Below are 22,640 nucleotides of genomic sequence, written 5' to 3'. Positions count from 1 at the left end.
AACGGAACTACTCACACAAAACGAGTGCGGATCTCTCATTTCGAAGGGGAATTCGCAGGAAACGGAAAGACCCCATGACCGAACCGGAAAACCGCTGCCGCCTTGTGCTCATCGTAGCCGATATCGCCGATGCCGATGAACAGGCAAAGATCGTCGCCGATGCGCTGAAGGGCGGCGATGTCGCCTCGGTGATCGTGCCGCAATACGGGCTCGACGACGGCACCTTCCAGAAACATGCCGAAAAGCTCGTGCCGTTGATCCAGGACGCTGGCGCCGCCGCGCTGATTGCAGGCGACAGCCGTGTCGCAGGCCGGGCGAAGGCCGACGGCCTGCACCTTTCCGGCAATGCGGAGGCCCTTTCGGAGGCGATCGACAAACATGCGCCGAAGCTGATCGTCGGCGGCGGCAACGCGGCCGACCGGCACCATGCGCTGGAGATCGGCGAAGTCAGGCCGGACTATATCTTCTTCGGCAAGCTCGATGGCGACATCAAGCCGGAGGCGCATCCGAAGAACCTGGCGCTCGGCGAATGGTGGGCCTCGATGATCGAGATTCCCTGCATCGTCATGGGCGGCACCGATCCAGCCTCGGCGCTCGCCGTCGCCGAGACCGGAGCGGAGTTCGTGGCGATGCGGCTGGCGGTTTTCGCCGAGCCCGCCCGGGCGCCGGCTATCGTTGCCGAGATCAATGCATTGCTTGACGAAAAAGCGCCACGGTTTGAGGATTGAAATCGCGCTCATGCCGATCCCGCCCGCCCGTCTTTTGAAATATTTCCTCGCCGGTATGGCCGCCTTCCTTGCGGCCGGGCCGAATATCGCCTTGGCGCAGGCGCCGGACAGCGTCATCAGCCAGCCGGGCACGGGCCCGGCTTCGACCTTCCGCACCGACCGGCCTTCCAGCCCGGGCGTGCAACCCTCCGATGGCGTCGGCGTATTCGACCGCATGGGCGCGAAGCTGCCGGACCTGCCGCCGGAGAAGGATTACAAAGGGCCGATCGACGAGGCCTACGGCGCCTTCCAGCGCGGTTATTACCTGACGGCAATGGACAAGGCGCTGCCGCGCGCCCAGCTCGGCGATCCGGCGGCGCAGACGCTGATCGGCGAGATCCTCTCGCAGGGCCTCGGCGTCAAGAAGGACGTGAAGAACGCCGCTTTCTGGTACGGCAAGGCGGCCGAAGGCGGCGATGCGGCGGCGATGTTCAAATATGCGCTGATCCTGATGGAAGGCGAGGGCGTGCCGCGTGACAAGGCCAAGGCCGACGACTACATGCACAAGGCGGCCGAGGCGGGCAATCCTTCGGCGGAATTCAACTGGGCACAGCTTCTCATCGCCGACAATCCCGGCGAGAAGGGACTGAGGCTGGCGCTGCCATTCTACGAGAAATCGGCAGAGCAGGGCATTGCCGATTCGCAATATGCCGTGGCGCAGATCTATGCGACGCTGAAGGACCTGCCGGAAGAAAAGAAGAAGCTCGCCCGCGAATGGATGGTGCGCGCGGCGCGCGCCGGCTTCGACACGGCTCAGCTCGATCTCGGCATCTGGCTCGTCAACGGCGTCGGCGGGCCGAAGGATTACGTCAAGGGCTTCGAATGGCTGAAACTTGCCGCTAACGGCGGCAACGTCGCCGCGCAGAACAAGCTCGCCCATCTCTATATCAATGCGATCGGCACGGCGCCCAATCCGATCGAGGCGGCGAAGTGGTACGTGCTGTCGCGCCGGGCCGGGCTCGCCGATCCGGCGCTCGAGGATTTCTACCTCGGCATCGAGGACACCCAGCAGAAGGCGGCGATCGACGCCGCCAACAAGTTTCGGCGGCGATAGCCGCCGTTTGTCGACCCGGCCGACGAGGCGGACGGGCTATTGCATAATCCCTTAAATCTGAATCGATTTAGGCATTGTGGCTACAGCATCCTTTGCGCGTCTGAGAAGACGCGCGGTGCTGTAGCGTTCCAACCTAAAAAAGCGCATCGGCGAAGAGGTCTTCATCGTTTTCGGCTTTGGCGGTTTCGGCGGGAGCGGAGGTGCTGTCCTCGCCCGCCGGAATGATGCCGCGATGAACACTGCGCTCCTGGACCATCGTATAGTGCTTGAAGATCTTGCGGTCGAGCGGCGCGATCGTCTCAGCGAGATCGGAGATATCGGCGACATCGGTGCCGGCGACGCCTTCGAGCATATCGGCGCAGCCGGCAAGGACTTCGCCCAGATTATGCTGGAAATCGAGCTTGCCGATCAGCAGGCTGATCTTGGTGGCGACCTCGCGACCGTTCTCGGCGAGCACCTTCAGCTCGTTTTCCATCACGTTGGCTGCAGAGCGGATGTTGCCGACGGCCGAGGTCAGGCTTTCTCCGAGATTGCCGGCTCCGGCATCCGTGGCGGGGGCGACGCGCCCGGCCGCAGCTTCGAGCGCCGGCAGGCCGTTGACGATGGCGTCGGCGGAATCGTCGAGCTTGCCGGCGAAGATGCGCAGCTCGGCGGTGACGACGTTGATCGACTTGCCTTCCTCGCCGAGGCGGCTGCAGCGCAGGTTGGTATTCAAAGCCATATAGTGAATGTCGGTCTTGACGGCGCGGATATTGCCGATTGCTTCGGAGAGCTTGGCGGCCGTACCGATCGTCGACTGGCTCACCTGGTCGGCCTGGCGGCTTGCCGTATCGACCTGCTTGACGATTTCATGGGCGGCCGAAACGCTGGATTCCAGCGCGCGCATGAAGTTGCCGCCGGCCTCGCCACTTTGACCGCTCATCTGATCGCGCAGCTTGAGGATCTCCCGCATGTCGTGATCGAAACTCGCGATCGTCTTGACGACGTTTTCGGAATCCCGCTGGAAATTTGCGCACATGTCGCTCATCTGCGCCGCCGTCAGATGGTGAATGACGTTCTGGAGGCGCTGGCGCGCGCCGGCGTCGAGTCTGGCGCCATCCTCGCCGGCAAAGAAATCTTCAAGCAGCGAAAAGGTGGCCTGCACATGCTCGATGCGCTGGCGGGTGATGTCGCCGATCTGCAGGGCAGACAGGGTCGAGGCGACCTTGCCCTGGACGGCGCGGGCAATTGCGCCGACCTCGCGGGCGATGACGCCGAGATCCTTGCGATGTCCGGCGATCTTGGCGGCATCATCGCGCAGGGCTCCGGCGACGGCCGGAACAGTATCGGCATAGCTCTTGGAAACACCGGCGCCAAAGGAGGCGGCGAGCTTGACCTCCTTGTCGAGACTGTCGAGGTGCGTGGCGAAACGATTGACCTCATCGGTGCCGGAATAGATGCGCTCCAGGATCTCCTGGGCGAAGCCGGCGAATTCGGCAAGGCCGGCGCCGGTGATCTTTACGGTCACCGCGAAGGTTCTGAGATAACGCATCGTCTCCTGCATGTCGGCGACGTGCTTGCGCAGCTCCCTGCCGGTATGCGCCAGCGAGACGAGCGCCTGCTGGCGGTTTTCCTCGGTGACGGGCAGCGCCATCAGGCTCTCCACCGTGGCGCGGAGATCGGCGCTGGTGTCGCTCGCCTCCTTGTTGTCGAGCGTCGTGGTGACACTCTCGAGCGAGTTCAACAGACGGTTGAGGACATCCATCACCGAGAGCAGCACGGTGCCGCCTTCGAGGAAACGTTCCTCGACCTGGCTACGAGCAGATTCCAGGGTCTGGCTGATGTCCCGCCCTGACGTGTAGGCTACAGCGTTCGATGATACCAGAGCGTGTACCACTTTTATACCTTTTCTTAAAATACAGGCAATTCGACTCTATTTTTACGGGCAGGATGGAAACGTCCGGTAAACGCGCGGGGACTCGCCAGCGTTGTGATTAACGAAAGATGTCGATGGGGTGCCGGTGAAAGGGTCACGGTGGCGCGGCGTAATTCAACATACTGTTTTTATTTTATTTATTTCTAAATTTTGAGGAAAAAATACAACTTATCCCGGATGAGAATTGGGAGTCGCGGAACGCGCTATACGGCAGTTTCCTACAACCGCTGTTTACTCTGCATTAACGCTGTCGTGAGAGTCCTTTTAGGGTCATCAAGTATTTTTCTGGCCCAGGAGGCTGCATTGGATACTCAGAAACAATATTACGAATCTATAAATTTGCCAGATGTCCTCAGTATTCGTAACGTGTCCGAACTATATTCAAAGTTTACCGATGAATTTCACAGCAATGATACAATCATCATCAGCATTCCCGAAGGCGCGGAAGCGGATCTGAGTTTCGTTCAACTCATCGAATCCTCGCGCCGCCAAGCAAAGGCCAAGGGAAAGACGTTCAAGCTTTCTTCGCCGGCCAGCGGCTCGGTCCTGAAGGTACTTGAGCGCGCAGGTTTCATCGAATCCTTCGATCATGAAGATGCAAAGTTCTGGTTGCATAAAGAGGTGACGTTATGACTGCAAATATCCTGACTGTCGACGATTCTGCCAGCATTCGTCTGACCACCAAGGTCACGCTGACCAATGCCGGCTATAGCGTCACCGAGGCGGTCAACGGGGCAGAGGGCCTCGCGACGGCCAAGGGCAGCAGCTTCGATCTGATCGTGACCGATCTCAACATGCCTGTCATGGACGGTCTGACGATGATCGAGGAACTGCGCAAGCTGCCGGCGCAAGCCGGCGTTCCGATCATCTTCCTGACGACGGAATCGGACGCCGATCTCAAGGCGCGTGCCAAGGCCGCCGGCGCAACCGGCTGGCTGACCAAGCCGTTCGACCCGGAAAGCCTGGTGAAGATCGTGAAGAAGGTTCTCGGACGATGAGCACGCTCGATCCGGTTGCCGTATTCCGCACCGAAGCCGCCGAATGCCTCGAAGCGATCGAGGCCGGTCTTCTCGACCTGACCCACCAGCTCGACAACAAGGATCTCGTCGACGCCGTGTTCCGCGGCCTCCACACGCTCAAGGGCTCCGGCGCGATGTTCGGTTTCGAGGCGCTTGCCGCCTTCACCCATCATTGCGAAACAGCCTTCGACCGTGTCCGCAAGGGCGAGGTCGCGGCGACCAGCGAACTCGTCGCCGCCGTTCTCGCCGCCCAGGACCATATGCGGGCCCTAGTCGACCAGCCGGACGCCGATCACGGCGATATCGGGCATAAACTTCTGACGCAGCTGCAGGCTGCCGTCGGCGGCAGGGAAGCGGCGCCAGCAGCAGCGCCGGCTGCTGTTTCCGTACCCGCAGTCGCGCGCGACGCAGCGGCGAAGAAGAACAGCTGGCGCATCCGCTTCAGCCTACCCGCCAATTCGATGGCCAACGGCACCAACCCGCTCGGCCTGCTGGACGAGCTGCGCGATCTCGGCGAATGCACCGTGCGCGCCAACACCTCGGCCATTCCGCCCCTCGACGCGCTGGCTCCGACGGAACTCCACATTTCCTGGGACGTGACGCTGACCAGCGAGCAGGACCGCTCGGCGATCGACGACGTCTTCATTTTCGTGCTCGACGACATGGAACTCAGCGTCGAGGAGATCAGCGGGCAGGCAGCGGCAACCGCCGCTCCGGTCGAGGAAAAGGCTGCACCTGCCTCTGTCGCGGTATCGGCGGCCCCCGTTCCGCCGACCACCGTCCCGGAGTTCCGTCCTGTCGAGGCGGTTCCGGCCAAGCGCGAGGCGCCTGCCGCCGTCAGCCAGGCGAAGGCGGCCGAGAATGTCCGCGTTCCGGCCGAACGTCTCGACGAACTGATGGACCGCGTCGGCGAGCTCGTCATCGCGCAATCGCGCCTCAGCCAGCTCGCCAGCGCCAGCGCCGACATCGCACTGCGCTCCGTCTCGGAAGAGATCGAACGTCTCTCCGGCGAATTGCGCGACACGATGATGGTGCTGCGCATGGTGCCGGTCGCCACCCTGTTCTCCCGCTTCCGCCGCCTCGTTCACGATCTCGCTCGCGAGACCGGCAAGGTGATCGAACTGGTGACGGAGGGTGAGAGCACCGAAGTCGACAAGACCGTCATCGAGCGTCTGGCCGATCCGCTTGTGCATCTGGTGCGCAACTCGATCGATCACGGCCTCGAAACGCCCGCCGACCGCCTTGCCTCCGGCAAGAGCGAAGCCGGTACGGTGACGCTCTCGGCCCGCCAGGCCGGCGGCGAGGTGATCATCTCGATCAAGGACGACGGCCGCGGCATCAATCGTGAACGGGTTCGCGCCAAGGCGGAGTCCTCCGGCCTTATCCAGCCCGGTCAGCCGCTTTCCGACTCCGAGCTGCTGCAGCTGATCTTCGCCCCCGGCTTCTCGACGGCAGCCGCGATCACCAATCTGTCCGGCCGCGGGGTCGGCATGGACGTGGTGAAGAAGACGGTCGAGGCGCTCCGCGGCGCGATCGACATCGTCAGCGTGCCGGGACAGGGTTCGGAAGTGTCGCTGCGCATCCCGCTGACTCTCGCCATCATCGACGGCCTGTTGGTGCGCGTCGGTTCCGGCCGCTACGTCATCCCGCTCTCGGCGGTCGAGGAATGCCTCGAACTGTCGCTCGAGGAAGATCTTCGCTCGCGCGGCCGCAGCTTCATCTCGCTGCGCGACAGCCTGGTGCCGTTCCTGCGCCTGCGCGACCTCTTCCGCACGGGCACAAAACCCGACGTGCATCAGAAGGTCGTCGTTATCTCGACCGGCACGGAGCGCGTCGGCCTCGTCGTCGACCAGATCATCGGCGACCACCAGACGGTCATCAAGTCGATGTCGAAACTGCACAATAACGTCGCGACCTTCTCGGGCGCCACCATTCTCGGCGACGGCAGCGTCGCTCTCATTCTCGACGTCGGGCACCTGGTTGCCGCGGGTCAGCAACAGGAGGCGCAATTGCGTGTAGCAGGATGAGTGCAACAGCAGCAGCCGAACGATTTGACAATCACTGGAACTATGCCGAGGAAGTCGAAGTCCTGACCTTCGATCTCAACGGCGAAACCTTCGCGCTGGAAGCGGTCATCGTCCAGGAAATCCTCGACCTGCTTCCCGAGACCGCGGTGCCGGGCAGCCAGCCCTTCGTCGCCAGCGTCATCAACTTTCGCGGCAAGGTCATTCCGCTCGCCGATCTGCGTCTCGCCTTTGGAATGGAAGCGGCAGAGGCGACGATCGACAGCCGCATCATCGTCATCGAGATCGATCTGCAAGGCGAGCAGACGCTCGTCGGCCTCAGGACCGACAAGGTGAACGAGGTGACGACGCTTGCAAAGTCCGCGAGCGAGGCCCCGCCGAGTGTCGGCATGCGCTGGCGCGCCGATTACATCAACTGCCTGGTGAAGCGGGGCGGAGAGTTCATCATTCTCCCCAATCTGCAGGCGATTTTTTCATCGAGGCGCGATGCGGCGGGAGCCGCTAATTGACGCTGAATGAATTCAACGAGGGGTTTGGGGACTATGCGACTGACAATCAAGACGAAACTGGTGACCGCGTTCACCTTCATCATTCTGATGCTCGTAGGCACCGCCGCCTACGGTATCTTCAGCCTTGGATCGCTGAACGACACGATCGATAAGCTTCTCGCCGGCCCGGCAGCCCGGCTCGATCTGGCGCAGCAGATCAACATTGCCCAGCTCGAGGAGATCCGCCAGCAGAAGAACCTGCTCACCGCCCGCAGCGCAGACGAGACGGCTGGCGCAATCGCGAAGGGCAATCAGGCCCGCAAGGACTTCACCGACGCCTTCAACCAGGTGTTGGAGCTGGCCACGGAAGAAGGCAAGGCGCGCTGGGCGCGCATCGCCGAACTTTCCAAGAGCTTCACAGCAGCCGACGACCAGATCCGGGAATATATGAAGGCCGGCAATGCCGAAGGCGCAAATGCCGTTTCCGTCACGACGGCGCGGGTCGCTGCCAACGACATCGACTCGACGCTCAGCGAAATCCTGGCACTTGAAAAGCAGCGTATGAAGGCTGCCGACGACGGCGCCGAAGCGCAGTACACGACGACGCGCACAATGATGGTTGCGGTCGCCGCCGTTGCCCTGCTGATTGCTGCCTTTACTGCGTTCTGGATCGCCAGCACGATCAGCAAGGGCCTCGGCCGTGCCAACAGCGTGGTGCGCGAAGTGTCGGAAGGCGATCTGACCAAGATGGCCGATATCACCAGCCATGACGAAATCGGCGAACTTCTGGGCAACGTCAATACGATGATCGAACGCCTGCGCGGCGTCGTCGCCGACGCACTGTCGGCTGCCGACAACGTCTCTTCCGGCAGCCAGCAGCTTTCGGCAAGCTCGGAACAGGTATCGCAGGGCGCTACCGAACAGGCGGCTTCCGCCGAAGAGGCTTCCGCCTCGATGGAGCAGATGGCCGCCAACATCAAGCAGAACGCCGATAACGCCGCCCAGACCGAAAAGATCGCCCGCCAGTCGGCCAAGGACGCGGAGATGAGCGGTGAAGCGGTGACGCGTGCTGTCGACGCCATGCGCACGATTGCCCAGAAGATCGGCATCGTCCAGGAGATCGCCCGCCAGACCGATCTGCTCGCCCTCAATGCCGCCGTCGAAGCCGCTCGTGCGGGTGAACACGGTAAGGGTTTTGCGGTCGTCGCCTCGGAAGTGCGCAAGCTTGCCGAACGCAGCCAGTCGGCTGCCGCCGAAATCAGCTCGATGTCGAGCGATACGGTCAAGGCTGCCGCCGATGCCGGCGACATGCTCGGCCGTCTGGTGCCCGACATCCGCAAGACGGCGGAACTGGTCTCCGAAATCAGTGCGGCCTGCCGCGAACAAGATATCGGCGCCTCGCAGATCAACGAAGCGATCCAGCAGCTCGACAAAGTGACGCAGCAGAATGCCGGCGCTTCCGAGCAGATGTCGGCAACCTCCGAGGAGCTCGCCTCCCAGGCGGAAGAACTGCAGACCTCGATCGCCTTTTTCAAGGTCGATACGGCAGGCAGCGCACGGCCCGGCGCCTACAAGGCGCAGCCAAAAGCTTCGACCAAGGTGATCAAGGCCCCAGCCGCTGTCCGCAAGTCCGCCCCGCAGGCCAATGGCCAGGGCCGTGGCCAGACGGTTTCGGCTCAGCAGCAGCGTCTCAAGGGCTTTGCTCTCGATATGTCGATGGGCGGTCCAGACGCTGGCGACGACGACTTTAGGGAGAGCGCATAGGCGCTCCCCTGGGGAAAGTGCATAGGCGCTCCCCTGGCAAAAGCGCCTGAACGCTTTCGCCATGTGATCCCTCGGGCTGCTCCGGTGGCCCGAGGCGGGATATCCCCCAACGCATGTAGGCGTTGGTGCTGCGATCGATAGATGTCCGGCTGCCGGGAAGTGAATGTAGTCGCTTTCCCCCTTTTCAGACACATCACTTTCACGCTCGACGCCCCACCGATGGGACGTGTCTCTATCCATTCGTTTTGACCGCAAACAGGGGGTCTCACATGCGTTTCACCATCAAGCTCAAATTGGGTCTTGCCTTCGGCATCATGACGCTGCTGCTGATCGGCATCGCGGTTTATGGAAGCCTGAGCCTCGGCACCTTGAACGATGCAAGCGGCAATATGATCGACGGCCCGATGCGCCGCCTGGAACTGGCGCTGAACGCCAATGTTGCCGAAGTCAACGCCATCCGCGCTCAGAAGAACGCGCTGCTTTCCACCGAACCCGATGCTGCTGCCGGTTTCTACAAGGAGGCCGACCAGAACTTGCAGGTGATGTTCGACGCCCTCGATGCCGGCCACGCCATTGCTTCGCCCGAAGGCAAGCCCTATTGGGAAAAGCTGCAGACGGTCGGTGCGAAATTCCGTGAAAAATCCGCCGAGCTGCAGCAACTTGACGCCAGGGGCGACAAGGCCGGCGCGTTGGCGCTTTCACTCGGCGATCTCCGGGCGATGACCGACGACATGGGCGATGCGATCGCCGCGCTTACCGAGATTCAGCGCAAGGGCATGCAGGCGACCGACCACTCGAATGCCGAGCTTTACAACTCGACCAAGTTGATCCTGACCACCGCTTCCGGCATTGCCGTGCTCATCGCGCTTGGTGCTGCACTCTGGATCACGCTCGGAATCAACAACGGCCTCAGGAAGATCACCACGGTCGCAAACGCCGTCGCAATCGGTGACCTCAACCAGAAGGTCGATGTCAAGACCAATGACGAGATCAAGGATCTCATCGATACGGTCAATGCCATGACTGCCAATCTGCGCGCCACGGCAGCGCTTGCCGATCAGATCGCCATGGGCGACCTCAGCACCGATGCCAAGCCGCTTTCGGACAAGGATGCGCTCGGCATCGCGATGCAGAGCATGATCTCCAACCTGCGGACCACGGCCGGCATCGCCGACCAGATCGCGAACGGCGACCTGACGGTGTCTCCGAAGCCGCTCTCCGACAAGGATGCACTCGGCATCGCGCTCGAACAGATGGTCGAGCGCCTGCGCGGCGTCGTCGCCGATGCGATCTCGGCCGCCGAGAACGTCTCTTCCGGCAGCCAGGAACTTTCGGCAAGCTCGGAACAGGTATCGCAGGGCGCTACCGAACAGGCGGCTTCCGCCGAAGAGGCTTCCGCCTCGATGGAGCAGATGGCCGCCAACATCAAGCAGAACGCCGATAACGCCGCCCAGACCGAAAAGATCGCCCGCCAGTCGGCCAAGGACGCGGAGATGAGCGGTGAAGCGGTGACGCGTGCTGTCGACGCCATGCGCACGATTGCCCAGAAGATCGGCATCGTCCAGGAGATCGCCCGCCAGACCGATCTGCTCGCCCTCAATGCCGCCGTCGAAGCCGCTCGTGCGGGTGAACACGGTAAGGGTTTTGCGGTCGTCGCCTCGGAAGTGCGCAAGCTTGCCGAACGCAGTCAGTCAGCCGCCGCCGAAATCAGCGCCATGTCGAGCGATACCGTGACGGCCGCCCAGGAAGCCGGCGATATGCTCGGCCGGCTGGTGCCCGATATCCGCAAGACGGCGGAGCTGGTCTCCGAGATCAGTGCCGCCTGCCGCGAACAGGATATCGGGGCTGCCCAGATCAACGAGGCGATCCAGCAGCTCGACAAGGTGACGCAGCAGAATGCCGGTGCCTCCGAGCAGATGTCGGCGACCTCCGAGGAACTCGCCTCCCAGGCCGAGGAACTGCAGACCTCGATCGCCTTCTTCAGGGTCGATATGGCGGGCGGGCGCCGTGATCGCACGCCGGCCGCAAAACTCACCGTCCGCAGCCGGGCTCCGGCCACACCGCGCAAGCCGGCCAGCAAGGCGCCGGCCAATACGGTCGCCGGCCAGCAGGCCCGCGCCAAGGGGTTTGCCCTCGACATGTCGATGGGCGGGCCGGATACGTCGGACGATGAATTCCGCGAAAGCGCATAGGGCTTTTGGGATGCAGAAGCTGGGGCCGCAGTGGACAGCGGCCCCTCGATTGAACCGGTGCATGGACGCACCTGGTCATGCCGGCTTTTGCCGGTGACGCATGAAGCGTTTTTACGACGGCATGATGTGCGATCCGGCGGAATATCCGCCGCGGTACTAACGGGGGTTTGGAAATGCGCTTCACAATCAAACTTAAACTGAGCCTGGTGTTCGGTTTCATCGTTCTCCTGACCTGCGCCATGGCTGGTCTTTCGATCTACAATCTCTCGTCGCTGAACAGCGACATTTCGGTCATGGTTGCCGGTCCGGTTACCAACCTGCGCGATTCCGGCGATCTTTCCGACGCCGTGATGCGCTCCATTCGCGCCGAAAAGGACGCGATCATCAATACCGACGCCAGCAAGATCACCGGCTATGTCGACGAGATCTCGCAGCAGCGCGAGCTCATCAAGACGCTCCAGGGCCGCCTCGCCGCCTCCGACGATCCGGAGATCAAGACCGGCATGGCACAATTCGGCGAACTCTACGGCAAGTGGACGGCGCTGCAGGATCGTGTCGCCGATCTCGCCAAGCAGAACACGACGGAATCCAACGCCCAGGCCGGCATCATTTCGATGGGCGAAGGCCAGTTGGTGACGACCCAGCTGCTCGGCATTCTCACCAAGCTGAACGACACGGTGACCGGCAACGTCGCCGAAACCGACGCCGCCACCAACGATCAATATGCCCAGTCGCGCAATCTGCTTGTCATGATGACGATCGGCCTGATCATCGTCTCGTCGGCGGCGGCGATCTGGATCCTACTCAATATCTCGCGCGGCCTGAAGCGCGCCGTCAGTCTTGCCGATGCCGTCAGCATCGGCGATCTCGAACAGAACATCGAGCACAAGAGCAACGACGAAATCCGCGATCTCGTCCATTCGATGAGCCGGATGACGGCGAACCTGCGCAATACCGCGACGATCGCCAGCCAGATCTCGAACGGCGACCTGACGGTTTCTCCGAAGCCGCTGTCGGAGAAAGATACGCTGGGTATCGCGCTCGAGCAGATGGTCGAACGCCTGCGCGGCGTTGTCGCCGACGCCATCGCAGCCGCCGAGAATGTCTCGGCCGGCAGCCAGGAACTGTCGTCGAGCTCCGAACAGGTGTCGCAGGGCGCCACCGAACAGGCGGCTTCCGCCGAAGAAGCTTCGGCTTCGATGGAAGAGATGGCCGCCAATATCAAGCAGAATGCCGACAACGCTTCCCAGACCGAGAAGATCGCCCGCCAGTCGGCCAAGGATGCCGAAGCCAGCGGCGAAGCGGTGACGCGTGCCGTGCAGGCGATGCGGACCATCGCCGAAAAGATCGGCATCGTCCAGGAAATTGCCCGTCAGACCGATCTGCTGGCTCTCAACGCGGCCGTCGAAGCGGCACGTGCCGGCGAACACGGCAAGGGTTTTGCGGTCGTTGCCTCCGAGGTGCGCAAGCTGGCCGAACGCAGCCAGTCGGCCGCTGCCGAAATCAGCTCGATGTCGGGCGATACGGTCAAGGCGGCCCAGGAAGCCGGCGACATGCTTGGTCGCCTAGTGCCCGACATCCGCAAGACGGCGGAGCTTGTCTCCGAGATCAGTGCCGCTTGCCGCGAACAGGATGTCGGTGCGGCGCAGATCAACGAGGCGATCCAGCAGCTCGACAAGGTGACGCAGCAGAATGCCGGCGCCTCCGAGCAGATGTCCGCGACTTCGGAAGAACTCGCTTCTCAGGCTGAGGAACTTCAGACGTCGATCGCCTTCTTCAAGGTCGATACGGCGGGCGGGCGCCGCGAGCGCGCACCGGCCGCCAGGATGACGGTCCGCAGCCCGGCTCCTACCACCGCCCGCAAGCCTGCGCCCAAGAAGCCGGCAGCCAACAGCGTCGCCGGCCAGCAGGCGCGGGTGAAAGGCTTCGCTCTCGATCTCTCGATGGGCGGTCCCGATGATGGGGACGCCGAATTCAAGGAAAGCGCATGATCATGGCCACCACATCTCTGGAAGCGCAATTCGTGACCTTCAGCCTCGGCGAGGAGATTTTCGCCGTGCCGGTTGAAGTGGTACGGGAAATCCTCGACTATGCGGAAGCTTTCAAGATTCCGAATGGTCCCGACTATCTGCTCGGCCTGCGCGACGTGCGCGGGCAGGGCGTGCCGACGATCGACCTTCGATTGAAGCTCGGCATGACGAAGACCGTGCCGACGCCGCACACGCGGGTGCTTGTCCTCGACGTTCCTATGGAAAGCCGGCTGCTGACGCTCGGCCTCGTCGCCGACCGCGTCTTCGAGGTCACGCCGTTCCGGCGCGAGCAGATCGAGGCGGCGCCCGATATCGGCGTGCGCTGGCGCTCGGACTATATCGCCGGCGTCGTTCGCCGTGAGAACGGCTTCGTCGTCATCATCGATCTTGCACGCTTACTGTCGCGCGAGGACGCCTCGGTACTGCAATCGGCGGCCTGACCGCGCATCAACTCGGAGACCTGCATTCTATGAGTATGGCAGCAGCGGTGGAAACCCAATTGCCGGGTGACCGGATCAGCAAGCGCAATTTCGACAAGCTTGCCCGGTTCATCTACGACTATAGCGGCATCAAGATGCCGCCGACCAAGCTGACGATGCTCGAAGGGCGGTTGAGGCGCCGCCTTCGCGCAACCAACCACGGCACCTTCGACGATTATTGCGACTTCCTGTTCAATGAGGATGGCCTCGCCCAGGAAACCGTCTACCTGATCGACGTGGTGACGACGAACAAGACCGACTTCTTCCGCGAAGCCAAGCATTTCGACTATCTGCAGAGCGTGGCGTTGCCGGCGATCTCCAATAGCGGCGTGCGGACCATCCGCACCTGGAGTTCGGCTTGCTCGACGGGGGCGGAACCCTACACGATGGCGATGGTGCTGGCGGAATTTACCGAAGGCCGCAACGACGTCTCCTACAGTGTACTGGCGACGGATCTTTCCACCGACGTGCTGCAGACGGCGCGCCGCGGCATCTATCCGGAGGACTTGATCGCACCCGTGCCGCGCGACCTGCAGCGCAAATACGTGCTGACGGCCAAGCAGCCGGGTCGGCGGGAGGTGCGCATCACGCCGAAACTGCGTAGCAAGATCGGCTTTGCCCGTATGAACCTGATGGACGAGAAATACGCGATCGGCGAACCGATGCACGTCATCTTCTGCCGCAACGTGCTAATCTACTTCGACAAGCAGACCCAGGCCGGTGTGCTCAACCGCCTCTGCGCCTGCCTGGCCAAGGGCGGCTACATGTTCATCGGTCACTCCGAATCGATCACCGGCTTCGATCTGCCGTTGAAGCAGGTCTCGAATACGGTGTTTCAGCGTATCTAAAGCGCATCGCGTCATCCCAAAACCGCTGCGCACTTCTGGACGGCATGCATTAGGGGCACTCATGGCTAAGAAAATTCGCGTTCTCATCATCGACGATTCCGCCAGCATCCGCCAGACGCTGACGCATGTGCTGGAGCAGGATCCCGATATCGAGATCATGGCGGTCGCATCCGACCCGTTCATGGCGGCGCGGAAGTTGCAGGAAGAGATCCCCGATGTCATCACGCTCGACGTCGAGATGCCGCGCATGGATGGCATCACCTTCCTGCGCAAGCTGATGTCGCAGCGGCCGATCCCTGTCGTGATGTGTTCGTCGCTGACGGAGGCGGGATCGGAAACGCTGCTCCAGGCGCTGGAGGCCGGTGCCGTTGACGTCATCCTGAAGTCGAAGATCGGCGCCGCCGACAGCCTTTCCGACGACGCGATGCGTATTCGCGAAGTCGTCAAGAGCGCTTCGCATGCACGGCTTTCCAACGTCCGCCGCGCCGCCGGAACCATCCGCTCGGCCTCAGTGGAAGGGCCGGCCAAGAAGCTGACGGCGGATGTGATGCTGCCGCCGCCGACGGGGCGGGCCATGGCGAAGACGACGGAGATGGTCGTCTGCGTCGGCGCCTCCACCGGCGGCACGGAAGCGCTGCGCGAGTTCCTGGAGGAACTGCCGGCCAATGCACCTGGCATGGTGATCGTCCAGCATATGCCGGAGAAATTCACCGCCGCCTTCGCCAAGCGGCTGAACGGGCTCTGCGAGGTTGAGGTCAAGGAAGCCGTCGATGGCGATCCGGTGCTGCGCGGCCATGTGCTGATCGCGCCAGGCGACAAGCACATGCTGCTCGAGCGCCAGGGTGCGCGCTACTATGTGAGCGTCAAGACCGGGCCGCTGGTGTCGCGCCACCGGCCTTCCGTCGACGTGCTCTTCCGCTCGGCGGCGCGCTCGGCCGGCTCGAACGCCATGGGAATCATCATGACCGGCATGGGCGATGACGGCGCGCGCGGCATGCTGGAAATGCATCAGGCCGGCGCCTACACGGTGGCGCAGGACGAGGCGAGTTCTGTTGTTTTCGGCATGCCGAAGGAGGCGATCGCCAAAGGCGGCGTCGATCGGATCCTGCCGCTCGACCAGATCGCCCGCGAAGTACTGATAACGCAGCAGAAGTTTTAAATCGGTTTCAACGGAACCGACTGAAGCCGGCGGTATCGCAGGATGCCGCCGGCTTTTGATCATAGCCGTGCAGGTTCGGTATTCAGGCGAGATAACCGCCGTCGATCGTCAGGCTGGCGCCGGTGACGAAGGCGGCCTCGGCACTGGCGAGATAGGCGGCGAGGCCGGCGATCTCGCGGTCCTCACCCAGGCGGCCAAGCGCCATCAGCGGCTTGAGGCGCTCATGATCGTCCTCATTGGGGTTCATGTCGGTCGCCGTCGGGCCGGGCTGGACGTTGTTGATGGTGATGCCGCGTGGGCCGAGATCGCGGGCGAGGCCGCGGGTCATCGAGGCGATCGCGCCCTTCGTCATGCTGTAGACCGCGGAGGTCGGAAAGCCGCTGCGATCGGCGGTGACGCTGCCGATGGTGATGATGCGGCCGCCTTCCTTCATATGTCTTGCCGCTGCCTGGATGCCGACGAAGGCAGCGCGGACATTAACGGCGAACATCCGGTCGAAATCTTCGAGCGAATAGTCGTCGAGCGGGTTGAGGATGAGAATCCCGGCATTGCTGACGAGAATGTCGAGACCGCCAAAGGTCTCGGCTGTCAGCGCGACGGCATCCTGTACGGCTTTCGCATCGGCACTGTCGGCCCGGATCGCCAGCGCCCTGCCGCCGGCAGCCTCCAATTCGGCGACGATCGCCTTCGCCTTGTGCTCCGAGCTGGAATAGGTGAAGGCAACGGCGGCGCCGTCAGCGGCGAGCCTTCGGACGATGGCGGCACCGATGCCGCGCGAGCCGCCGGTGACGAGGGCGATCTTGGTGGAATGGGGTTGAGACATGTAGGTTTCCTTTGTTTTGGATTGATCAGTCTAGAATTGCCCATGGAAAGGCCACTTCGGAGTTGTCCCTTCGTCAGCGGAGGCTTCTGATCGCCATGCGTGCGATACCGCGGAGCGTCGCAGGTGGGGCGCCGTTTCGGGCGCTGACTTTCATGCCCGACAGGGCAGCGCCGAGAAACGGAATGGCGTCGGCGATATCGATATCTGTTGCGAGATCTCCGGTCCTGCGAGCCTCACCGAGAAGGCTCTCGATCGCCGCGTGAAGCGCGTGGCCGGCGCTGTCGGTAAGAGCTGCGACCTCGGCATCGGTGCGGCCGAATTCACAGATGGCGCTGACACCGAGGCAGCCGCGCCGCGCCTCGGCAGCGGGACGCGAGGCGAAGGCGACAAGAGCGCCTTCCAGCGCCTCGATCGGCCGGCCTTCCCGGCGAAGATCCGCGATGATCTTGTCGATGCTCTCCACATTGTAGCGCTTCAGCGCTTCCAGATAGAGGCCGCGCTTGTCGCCGAAGGTGTCGTACATGCTTTGCCGGCTGATCTTCATCGCCGTCAGCAATTCCTCGGTCGAGGTGCCTTCATAGCCGTGCTCGGAAAATACGCCGATGGCGGCATGAAGGGCGGTGTCGCGATCGAATTCCTTGTGTCGTGCCATGACGAGGCTTCTACTCTTATTGGACTGATCTGTCCAGAATAAAATTAATGGTTTCTGGCGCCGCAGGGCAGCCATGCGTGCCTCCCCTTGAAATTTCCCTGATTTTGTGGTCTTGAGGCCGCCAATCTTCGCAGTGCTGCCTGTCATGCATGTTCAGGGACAATTCCCGCCCCTGGCAGCGCGCGCGCCCCGTATCAGTCCCAAGGAAAAATGCGCCGATGGCCCGTTCAGCTCTTCTCAATGTCATGGTTCAGGCTGCCCTCAAGGCAGGAAAGTCGCTGGGACGTGATTTCGGCGAAGTGCAGAACCTGCAGGTTTCCGTGAAGGGACCGGGCGATTTCGTTTCCACCGCCGACCGCAAGGCCGAAAAGATCGTCAGGGAAGAGCTGCTCAAGGCGCGTCCGACCTATGGCTTCCTCGGTGAGGAAAGCGAGGAAATCAACGGCACCGACGGCGCGCATCGCTGGATCGTCGACCCGCTCGACGGCACGACCAACTTTTTGCACGGCATCCCGGCCTTCGCGGTCTCGATCGCGCTCGAACGCAATGGCGAGATCGTTGCCGCCGTCGTCTTCAATCCGGCGACCGACGAACTCTATACCGCCGAGCGCGGCGGCGGCGCCTTCCTCAACGACCGGCGCCTGCGCGTCGCCGCGCGTCGGGCGCTGTCGGATAGCGTCATCGGCTGTGGCGTGCCGGCGCTCGGCAAGCGCAATCACGGCAAGTTCCTGGTCGAGCTTCGCCACGTGATGGGCGAAGTGGCGGGCATCCGGCGCCTGGGCTCGCCGACCCTCGACCTCGCCTATGTCGCGGCCGGGCGTTTCGACGGTTTCTGGGAGGCCGAGCTTGCGCCGTGGGACATGGCGGCCGGCATCCTGCTCATCCGCGAAGCCGGCGGTTTCGCCACCGACTGGGACGGTGGCGCAACGATGCTGGAGAGCGGCGCGATCGTCGCCGGCAACGAGATTATCCACAAGGCGCTGATCGAAGTCGTCAAGCGGCCGGTTCCCGCCAAGTGACCGAACGAAAATCTGGCTGTTGTAAAGTCACGGTTTTCGCCCCGGCATACTTCAATTCGGCACAATGTTGCTCTAGTCTCCGCCAGCAATGACTCCGGAGGCAGCGACCCTATGGAAAATGTGAATGTGGCGGAGATCGGCTCCACCGAAAAGACGGCGGGCATTTATGCCAACAGGCTTTCGAGCCCCATGCCCTTCCTCTGGACGATGCTGCTTTTCCTCGTCATCGTCGGTTTTATCGCCGCTATCCTCTTCCGCCAGACGCAGACCGCCTTCATGCACAATCCGGGCCTCAACGGCCTGATCGTCGGCGTTCTCGCGGTCGGAATCATCCTTGTTTTCAACCATGTACTGGCGCTTCGCCCCGAGGTGCGCTGGTTTAATTCCTTCCGCGCCGCCGGCAGCGTCGACAAGGTCAACCGCAATCCGCGGCTGCTTGCGCCAATGCGGGCGCTGCTCGGCAGCCGCAAGTCCGCAGTGTCGCTGTCGACGACGGCGCTGCGCTCGATCCTCGATTCGATTGCCAGCCGCCTCGACGAATCGCGCGACGTTTCACGCTACCTGATCGGCCTCTTAGTCTTCCTCGGCCTGCTCGGCACCTTCTGGGGCCTCATCGGCACGATTGGTTCGATCAGCATTGTCATCCAGTCGCTCGATGCCGGCTCGAACGGCACCGGGGACGTGCTCTCGGCGCTGAAGGAAGGGCTTTCCACGCCGCTTTCGGGCATGGGCCAGGCCTTCTCTTCCTCGTTGCTCGGCCTTTCCGGCTCGCTCATTCTCGGCTTCCTCGACCTGCAGGCAGGCCGCGCGCAAAACCGCTTCTATATGGAACTGGAAAACTGGCTCTCCTCGGTCACGGATGTCGGCTCCGATCATCTTGCCCCCGCTCTCGACGCTGTTTCCGGCGCTTCGTCGGACGACATGCGCGCGCTCTCCGATTATCTGCGCAAGGTCTCTGAAGAGGGTGGTGCGGGCAGCCAGCGCTCCGTCGCCGCCATGGCAAGCCTTGCCGAGGGTATTCAGGGCCTCGTCAAGAACATGCGCAACGAGCAGCAGATGCTGCGCGACTGGATCGAGGCACAGCAGGACGAGGCCAAGGCGATGCGTCGCACGCTCGACCGGCTTGCCGAACGCATCGGCGTGCAGGAGCGCGCAGGAGAGAGGGGCGAGCGCGTGCGCGACCGCGCCGGCCAGGCAGAAAAGAGCGAGGGCAAGTAAGCCATGGCTCTAGCCCGCAACCGGCGCCGCGAACGCACGGTGGATTATTGGCCGGGTTTCGTCGACGCGCTGTCGACGCTGCTCATCTCCATTATGTTCCTGCTGACGGTCTTCGTCGTCGGGCAGTTCATCCTCAGCCGCGAGATCACCGGACGCGATGAGGTGCTCAGTCGCCTCAACAGCCAGATCAACGAATTGACACAGCTTCTCGCGCTCGAAAAGGGCAGCAACCAGGATCTCCAGGATTCGGTCGCCAATCTGCAGGCTTCGCTTGCCAGCGCCGAAGGTGACCGTTCGCGGCTGCAGGCGCTGCTGAATGCCGGTTCGGGCGGTCAGGATGCGGCGCAGAAGCGGATCGGCTCGATGACGCAGGAGCTCGACGAGCAGAAGCAGGTGAGCGAACGGGCGCTCAGCCAGGTCGAACTGCTGAACCAGCAGATCGCAGCGCTTCGCAGACAGATTGCCGCGGTCGAAGCAGCCCTTCAGGCGTCGGAGGAGAAAGACCGGGTCTCGCAGACCAAGATCGCCGACCTCGGCAGCCGCCTCAACGTGGCGCTCGCCGCGCGCGTACAGGAGCTGAACCGCTACCGGTCCGACTTCTTCGGTCGTCTGCGCGAGATCCTATCGGACCGCGAGAATATCCGCATCGTCGGCGACCGGTTCGTCTTCCAGTCGGAAGTGCTGTTTCCCTCGGGCGGCGCCGATCTCAACCCGGAGGGGCAGACCGAGATGGCGAAGCTTGCCGCCGCCCTTCTCGATCTCGCCAAGGAAATTCCGCCGGAGATCAACTGGGTGCTGCGGGTCGACGGCCATACCGACAATGTGCCGCTTGGCGGGACGGGCCGCTATCGCGACAATTGGGAACTCTCCTCGGCACGTGCGATTTCGGTCGTCAAATTCCTGATTGCACAGGGCGTGCCGGCCGACCGGCTGGTTGCCGCCGGCTTCGGCGAGTTCCAACCGATCGCGCCTGGCGATACGCCGGATGCGCGCTCTACCAACCGCCGCATCGAGCTGAAGCTGACCGAGAAGTGATTAACTTGATATCGCCTGTCTCGCGTCCTTTAGTCGGCCGCCAAGAAAATCGCGCACGGCAGGGCTGTCGCTGAGGCCGATCGCTGTCATATAGGCACCGGCTGCCGCGGTATCATCGCCGGCCTGGGTCAGGAGAAAGGCACGCACCGCCCAGTACGGCTGGTAGCTTGCGATGTCGCGCGGATCGAGCTTGTCGAGCCGCTCCAGGCCGGCAGTGGCGCTCAAGGCCCTGCCGATCACCGCAGCCTGGCTGACGTGTGCACCCAGCGTCGGCTTCATCATCACCAGCGCTGCGTAGAGTGTCGTCAGCGCCTGCCAGTCGGTCGTTCCCGACAGCCGGCGCGCTGCATGCACGGACTGGATCGCTGCCTGGCACTGGAAGGGACCGAAACGGTCGAAGCTGCTGGCCTTGCGCAGCAGCGCATCCGCCTCGGCAATCATGATCGCGTTCCACGCGGTCGTATCCTGCTCGTCCAGCGGCACATATCGGCCGCTGTCGTCGCGCCGGGCGCTGCGGCGGGCTTCGCAGTGAAGCATCAGCGACAGCAGGCCAATCGCTTCCGGTTCGTCCGGCAGCACTGCCAGAAGCGCGCGGCCGAGCCAGATCGCCTCGCCGGCGAGTGAATGGCGCTCTTCCTCGCCGTCGAGACCGTCCCAGCCAAGACCGTAAGCCGCATAGATCGCCGAAAGCACCGCGGCGAGCCGCCCGGGCAAGGCGGGGCGAGGCGGGACGGCGAAGGGAATGCCGGCATCCCGGATCTTCACCTTGGCCCGCACCAGCCGCTGGCTCATCGCCTCTGGTGAGACGACGAACGATCGGGCGATGGTCTTTGCCTCGATGCCGAGAACGGTCTGCAACATCAGCGCCGTATGCACGGAGCTGTCGATGGCGGGATGGGTGCAGGCGAAGAGCAGTTTGAGCCGCTCATCGGGAAAGACGGCGTTGCCGGCCGCGTTCATGCGTTCCTCCGCCTCCTCGAAGGCGACCGATATCGTCGTTTGTGCATTGGCCTCGACAGTGCGGTGGCGGGCAGCCTGCATGAGGTTGCGGCGGGCAGCCACCAACAGCCAGGCCTCCGGATTGCCGGGAATGCCGCGTTCCGGCCAGACGCGAAGGGCCGAAGCCAGCGCTTCCGACAATGCATCCTCTGCCGCCGGCACGTCGCGCGAGCGGGCGGCGAGGAAGGCGATCAGTTTGCCGTAGGATTGACGCGCCACCTTTTCGGCAGCGCGTCCGGCATCGGGCGGCATGACCGCCTCACATCTGCAGACGCGGGCGCACCTCGACCGAACCCTTGTCGGAGATCGGAACACGGGTTGCCCATTCGAGCGCGGTGTCCATGTCGGGGACGTCGATCAGATAGAAGCCGCCGAGCTGTTCCTTGCCGTCCGGATAGGGGCCGTCCTGGACATCGTGGTCCTCGCCTTTGCGGCGCACGATCGTGCCGGTCTCCGGGCCTGTCAGCCCGGCGCCGCCAGTCATGATCCCGGCCTGAGCGAGCGCCTGGCTGTAGGCGACCCAGCCGTCGCGATAGACGGGATCGCCGCGGCGGGCGAAATCCTCGGCGGCTTCGCGAATGATAAGAGCATATTGCATGGAAAACTCCTGATCTCGTTGCTGACGTGGATCCGGGCGTGCCGATATCGGGGACAGACATCCCGAAAGCCGTGAAGCCCGGCGGAGCGGCGGAGCCGTTCCGAAACAATGAGGCGCGGCCACCGGTCGTTTCGACATGGCTTTCAAAAAATATGCGAAAAAGAAAAATGGCGCCGGAAATCGCAAGCAAGCGGGCCGGGCTCAAGGGCACCGGCGCTGCTTACGGGCGCGAAAGGGCAGGGCGGCAATCACGCCGCCGCTGCCGGTCTGCTCAGGACTCGGCCTTCGTCTGATCGACGATCTCGGCGCTTGGCGTGTTCTTCTTGATGGATTCGATGGCACTCATGGCGGACGCCTTCGCCTTGTAGCCCTCCGACGAGAACATGGCTTCCCCGTTCGATGCTTTGAAGCGGAAGCGGAACTCTCCGCCCTTATCCTTATAGACTTCGAATTTATACATAGATGTCTCCCGAAATCCCAAAACGCTGAATTGCAACCATCAGCTTAGCGGAAGCTAGATCAAAATGGCGAGCTTTTCCACTGCCTTAATCAGGATT

The 22,640-nt window shown here is 62.8% G+C and carries 21 protein-coding genes; 15 read left to right on the top strand and 6 right to left on the bottom strand.

Translation table 11 applies throughout. From position 1 onward, the window contains the following. Nucleotides 1–74 precede the first annotated feature (74 nt). Both RL_RS20845 and RL_RS20840 read left to right on the top strand, forming a co-directional pair. Nucleotides 75–728 carry a thiamine phosphate synthase gene (locus RL_RS20845; protein WP_003542828.1) on the top strand — a complete coding sequence of 218 codons (654 nt, stop codon included), beginning with the start codon at nucleotides 75–77 and terminating at the stop codon, nucleotides 726–728. 10 nt (nucleotides 729–738) lie between these two features. Beyond that, nucleotides 739–1,821: a tetratricopeptide repeat protein gene (locus RL_RS20840; protein ID WP_003542827.1), complete on the top strand. Its 1,083-nt coding sequence runs from the start codon at nucleotides 739–741 to the stop codon at nucleotides 1,819–1,821. A gap of 133 nt (nucleotides 1,822–1,954) precedes the next feature. Here RL_RS20840 and RL_RS20835 read toward each other — a convergent pair whose 3' ends face one another. Next, the gene (locus tag RL_RS20835) at nucleotides 1,955–3,697 is read right to left on the bottom strand and encodes a hypothetical protein (protein WP_003542826.1); all 1,743 of its coding nucleotides are present in this window, start codon (nucleotides 3,695–3,697) and stop codon (nucleotides 1,955–1,957) included. 342 nt (nucleotides 3,698–4,039) lie between these two features. Here RL_RS20835 and RL_RS20830 point away from each other — a divergent pair, with 342 nt between their 5' ends. The 10 genes from RL_RS20830 to RL_RS20785 all read left to right on the top strand — a co-directional run bounded on the left by RL_RS20830 (nucleotide 4,040) and on the right by RL_RS20785 (nucleotide 15,739). Continuing rightward, nucleotides 4,040–4,369, top strand: coding sequence for an STAS domain-containing protein (locus RL_RS20830; RefSeq protein WP_028742222.1), 330 nt, complete (start codon nucleotides 4,040–4,042; stop codon nucleotides 4,367–4,369). Beyond that, the gene (locus RL_RS20825; protein WP_003542824.1) at nucleotides 4,366–4,734 is read left to right on the top strand and encodes a response regulator; all 369 of its coding nucleotides are present in this window, start codon (nucleotides 4,366–4,368) and stop codon (nucleotides 4,732–4,734) included. Before RL_RS20830 ends, RL_RS20825 begins: the two co-directional genes overlap by 4 nt. Next, on the top strand, nucleotides 4,731–6,782 hold the full coding sequence (locus tag RL_RS20820) for a chemotaxis protein CheA (RefSeq protein ID WP_011653456.1): 2,052 nt from the start codon (nucleotides 4,731–4,733) through the stop codon (nucleotides 6,780–6,782). Before RL_RS20825 ends, RL_RS20820 begins: the two co-directional genes overlap by 4 nt. Then, nucleotides 6,779–7,288 (top strand): chemotaxis protein CheW, encoded by a 510-nt coding sequence (locus tag RL_RS20815; RefSeq protein WP_003542822.1) that lies wholly within the window; start codon nucleotides 6,779–6,781, stop codon nucleotides 7,286–7,288. The genes RL_RS20820 and RL_RS20815 overlap by 4 nt, the downstream gene beginning before the upstream one ends. A 33-nt stretch (nucleotides 7,289–7,321) precedes the next feature. Beyond that, on the top strand, nucleotides 7,322–9,031 hold the full coding sequence (locus RL_RS20810; RefSeq protein WP_041936459.1) for a methyl-accepting chemotaxis protein: 1,710 nt from the start codon (nucleotides 7,322–7,324) through the stop codon (nucleotides 9,029–9,031). Between the two features lie 269 nt (nucleotides 9,032–9,300). After that, on the top strand, nucleotides 9,301–11,223 hold the full coding sequence (locus RL_RS20805) for a HAMP domain-containing methyl-accepting chemotaxis protein (RefSeq protein WP_011653454.1): 1,923 nt from the start codon (nucleotides 9,301–9,303) through the stop codon (nucleotides 11,221–11,223). Nucleotides 11,224–11,396: 173 nt separating this feature from the next. Further along, nucleotides 11,397–13,214 carry a methyl-accepting chemotaxis protein gene (locus tag RL_RS20800; RefSeq protein WP_011653453.1) on the top strand — a complete coding sequence of 606 codons (1,818 nt, stop codon included), beginning with the start codon at nucleotides 11,397–11,399 and terminating at the stop codon, nucleotides 13,212–13,214. Continuing rightward, nucleotides 13,211–13,693 carry a chemotaxis protein CheW gene (locus RL_RS20795; protein WP_011653452.1) on the top strand — a complete coding sequence of 161 codons (483 nt, stop codon included), beginning with the start codon at nucleotides 13,211–13,213 and terminating at the stop codon, nucleotides 13,691–13,693. The genes RL_RS20800 and RL_RS20795 overlap by 4 nt, the downstream gene beginning before the upstream one ends. 29 nt (nucleotides 13,694–13,722) lie before the next feature. Beyond that, nucleotides 13,723–14,580 carry a CheR family methyltransferase gene (locus RL_RS20790; RefSeq protein WP_011653451.1) on the top strand — a complete coding sequence of 286 codons (858 nt, stop codon included), beginning with the start codon at nucleotides 13,723–13,725 and terminating at the stop codon, nucleotides 14,578–14,580. 61 nt (nucleotides 14,581–14,641) lie between these two features. Next, on the top strand, nucleotides 14,642–15,739 hold the full coding sequence (locus RL_RS20785) for a protein-glutamate methylesterase/protein-glutamine glutaminase (protein ID WP_011653450.1): 1,098 nt from the start codon (nucleotides 14,642–14,644) through the stop codon (nucleotides 15,737–15,739). An 82-nt stretch (nucleotides 15,740–15,821) separates the two neighbouring features. On the opposite strand, the gene RL_RS20780 is transcribed toward RL_RS20785, so the two are convergent. Next, nucleotides 15,822–16,562, bottom strand: a complete 741-nt coding sequence (locus RL_RS20780; protein WP_011653449.1) for a 3-oxoacyl-ACP reductase family protein — start codon at nucleotides 16,560–16,562, stop codon at nucleotides 15,822–15,824. Between the two features lie 73 nt (nucleotides 16,563–16,635). Then, nucleotides 16,636–17,214: a TetR/AcrR family transcriptional regulator gene (locus RL_RS20775; protein WP_011653448.1), complete on the bottom strand. Its 579-nt coding sequence runs from the start codon at nucleotides 17,212–17,214 to the stop codon at nucleotides 16,636–16,638. Nucleotides 17,215–17,432: 218 nt separating this feature from the next. Here RL_RS20775 and RL_RS20770 point away from each other — a divergent pair, with 218 nt between their 5' ends. The 3 genes from RL_RS20770 (at nucleotide 17,433) to RL_RS20760 (ending at nucleotide 20,486) form a co-directional block, all read left to right on the top strand. Beyond that, nucleotides 17,433–18,233 (top strand): inositol monophosphatase family protein, encoded by an 801-nt coding sequence (locus tag RL_RS20770; protein ID WP_011653447.1) that lies wholly within the window; start codon nucleotides 17,433–17,435, stop codon nucleotides 18,231–18,233. Between the two features lie 111 nt (nucleotides 18,234–18,344). Further along, nucleotides 18,345–19,451: a MotA/TolQ/ExbB proton channel family protein gene (locus tag RL_RS20765; RefSeq protein ID WP_011653446.1), complete on the top strand. Its 1,107-nt coding sequence runs from the start codon at nucleotides 18,345–18,347 to the stop codon at nucleotides 19,449–19,451. A gap of 3 nt (nucleotides 19,452–19,454) precedes the next feature. Next, complete coding sequence (locus RL_RS20760) at nucleotides 19,455–20,486, top strand: peptidoglycan -binding protein (RefSeq protein WP_011653445.1); 1,032 nt, start codon at nucleotides 19,455–19,457, stop codon at nucleotides 20,484–20,486. Here the strand turns inward: RL_RS20760 and RL_RS20755 are convergent, their stop codons facing one another. From RL_RS20755 to RL_RS20745, 3 genes are all read right to left on the bottom strand, one after another. Continuing rightward, entirely contained in the window at nucleotides 20,487–21,737 is a 1,251-nt protein-coding gene (locus RL_RS20755; protein WP_011653444.1) for an RNA polymerase sigma factor, read from the bottom strand. Nucleotides 21,738–21,744: 7 nt separating this feature from the next. Continuing rightward, nucleotides 21,745–22,083 (bottom strand): YciI family protein, encoded by a 339-nt coding sequence (locus tag RL_RS20750; protein ID WP_011653443.1) that lies wholly within the window; start codon nucleotides 22,081–22,083, stop codon nucleotides 21,745–21,747. Nucleotides 22,084–22,354: 271 nt separating this feature from the next. Next, nucleotides 22,355–22,543, bottom strand: coding sequence for a YegP family protein (locus RL_RS20745; protein ID WP_003542808.1), 189 nt, complete (start codon nucleotides 22,541–22,543; stop codon nucleotides 22,355–22,357). Nucleotides 22,544–22,640 lie beyond the last annotated feature (97 nt).

Origin of the sequence: Rhizobium johnstonii 3841 (genome assembly GCF_000009265.1) — a bacterium.
GTDB classification, from domain to species: domain Bacteria; phylum Pseudomonadota; class Alphaproteobacteria; order Rhizobiales; family Rhizobiaceae; genus Rhizobium; species Rhizobium acaciae.
Note: the sequence above shows the minus strand (reverse complement) of the source record. Positions and strands in the feature narration are given on the sequence as shown.